At 38.8% G+C, this 2,156-nt stretch carries 3 protein-coding genes and 1 tRNA gene; 1 reads left to right on the top strand and 3 read right to left on the bottom strand.

What is annotated here, in order from left to right; genetic code table 11:
• The coding region (locus tag H5072_RS17610; RefSeq protein WP_182694286.1) for an ATP-binding protein at nt 1-1,098 on the top strand (1,098 nt) is incomplete at its 5' end.
• 73 nt (nt 1,099-1,171) lie between these two features.
• Here H5072_RS17610 and rimI read toward each other — a convergent pair.
• From rimI to H5072_RS17595, 3 genes are all read right to left on the bottom strand, one after another.
• Nucleotides 1,172-1,639, bottom strand: coding sequence for a ribosomal protein S18-alanine N-acetyltransferase (rimI, locus tag H5072_RS17605; protein ID WP_182694287.1), 468 nt, complete (start codon nt 1,637-1,639; stop codon nt 1,172-1,174).
• Nucleotides 1,626-1,931, bottom strand: coding sequence for a hypothetical protein (locus tag H5072_RS17600; protein ID WP_182694285.1), 306 nt, complete (start codon nt 1,929-1,931; stop codon nt 1,626-1,628). Before H5072_RS17600 ends, rimI begins: the two co-directional genes overlap by 14 nt.
• 64 nt (nt 1,932-1,995) lie before the next feature.
• Nucleotides 1,996-2,072 (bottom strand) — tRNA-Trp (locus H5072_RS17595).
• Between the last annotated feature and the right edge of the window lie 84 nt (nt 2,073-2,156).

The following is a 2,156-nucleotide window of genomic DNA, read 5'->3' as shown; positions in this document are numbered from 1 at the left end:
CGCTTAAAACAAATACTTATAAATATTGCAAATAACGCTGTTAAATTTACCGAAAATGGCAGTGTGTCTATTTGCGTGCATTATTTACAAGCAAGTCAAAAGCTAGAATTTGTAATTAAAGATACCGGCATTGGGATGTCTGAGCATCAAATAGACCGTGTGTTTAAACCGTTTGAGCAAGCCGATGCCACAACCACACGTCGTTTTGGTGGTACAGGCCTTGGGTTGTGTATTTCTAAAAATTTAGCACTGTTACTTGGTGGCGATGTAACGCTTGAAAGTGAAGTTGGCGTTGGTAGCCGCTTTACAATTAGGGTGTCGTGTCAGTTATCTGATGATCAACCAATGCTTGAGTTTTTAACGCAAGAAAGCCAGTTAATACCAGAGAAAGACCCTCTCTTATCGTTTGCGACCAATAACTTTGAGGCTAATATTTTAGTCGCTGAGGATAACCCTGATAACCAACTATTAATTAAATTATTACTGCAAACTTGGGGCCTTGAACCCGATATTGCTAGTAATGGCGCAAAAGCTGTAGAAATGGCACTCGTTAATGACTATCAGCTTATTATAATGGATATGCAAATGCCTGTAATGGGCGGATTAGAAGCGACTAAAATGCTTCGTCATGCAGCATACGATGGCCCCATTATTGCCCTTACTGCTAATGTAATGAACCACGATATAGGCACTTACCTAGAAGCTGGCTGCAACAAAGCACTCGCTAAACCCATTGATAAAGATGCTCTGGAAAATGTACTCGTAAGCTACCTACATCTTGAAAAGGATAATCAAAATAAGTGGGACAGCTTATTAAAAAGCGAAAAGTTTCAGCAAATTACTGATAACTATTTAGCCAACTTACCTACTTATTTAGAAGAAGTTAAAACTCTGCAACATTGTGATGACTGGGAAGCATTAAGAAGTATAGCGCACAGTATTAAAGGTAGTTCTGGATGCTTTAATTTTGATGAGATTTACCACAGCGCTGCGGCACTTGAAGAAAATTTAAAAAGTAACAATAAAGTGCCAAGAGACGAGCTAGTAAATAAATTAATAGCAGCCATTGAGCAAGCAATTAGTGGCAAAGTAACCTAAAAGAAAACTTACAAAATAGTACAAGTTCGGTGCGTTAGTGCTCTATGCTTAAAACGCTAACCACCGACTTTAATTATGAAAAGTTTAAACCTAATGCCATGCCCATTAAAATAGCGTCTTCAAAGCCATTTTTGGCCGGATTATCACTTGGATAGTAGTTTTTACGCACTGACATCTCTGTAAAGCCAGCGTTCTCGTATAGCGCAATAGCCCGCGTATTAGATTCGCGTACTTCTAAAAAGAGGTTTTCAGCATTTTGCTGTTCACCATATTCAATAAACTGGGCTAACAACTGCCTTGCAATACCCTTACCCTGGTGGCTTGGTGTTACACAAATATCCATAAGCGTAAAATCAGGCCCTGCTTTTTCACCAATATAAAAACCAATCATGCTCACCTCATCAAATGCGGCAACATTAAAATAGCGCCCGCCTATACATGAACTCATTGTATTTAAAGTCCACGGATGGCTATGACATGCTGTTTCGATGGTCATTAATTGAGGTATTGCAGTTTCATCTACTGATTTAAAGTTTATCAAGGTGTTCACTCATTAAAGCCCATAAAGCACGCTTCTCAGAGGCGTTGAGCTGTGGGGTTGGCAATGTAAGCTGATTGTCGTTTAATTGCATCTCACTACCCTGTACAACGCTATTTATAATAATAGCCCCTGCACTGAGCTTAATGTCTGCAAATAGTTGCTCATTTATCGTTAAAGAACTAGCTGTCGTGCTTTGCGATAAAGTATCTGCTTGGTCATTTGTTTGAGAACAATAATGCTGATTGAGTTCAAGATTTTCTATATCAAAAATAGCTGCGTAACGTGGATGCATAACAACTCAGTAGATTAGACATTTGAACAATATAAGAAGTAATAAAAACGATGTAAAGAAGAAATGGCAGGGGCGGAGAGATTCGAACTCCCAACCATCGGTTTTGGAGACCGCTGTTCTACCAATTGGAACTACGCCCCTGCAATGACGACGAATTATAGAGAAGTTTCGCCAAAGGTAAAGATAAAAATCACTCTTTTAGTTCAACTGCTTTTTAAATAAACA

The organism is Pseudoalteromonas sp. SR45-5, assembly GCF_014163565.1.
GTDB classification, from domain to species: Bacteria; Pseudomonadota; Gammaproteobacteria; order Enterobacterales; family Alteromonadaceae; genus Pseudoalteromonas; species Pseudoalteromonas distincta.
Note: the sequence above shows the minus strand (reverse complement) of the source record. Positions and strands in the feature narration are given on the sequence as shown.

Bases quoted from the DNA above. Each gene is read 5' to 3' on its own strand.
- H5072_RS17600 (WP_182694285.1), bottom strand. From the start codon at position 1,931: ATGCATCCACGTTACGCAGCTATTTTTGATATAGAAAATCTTGAACTC.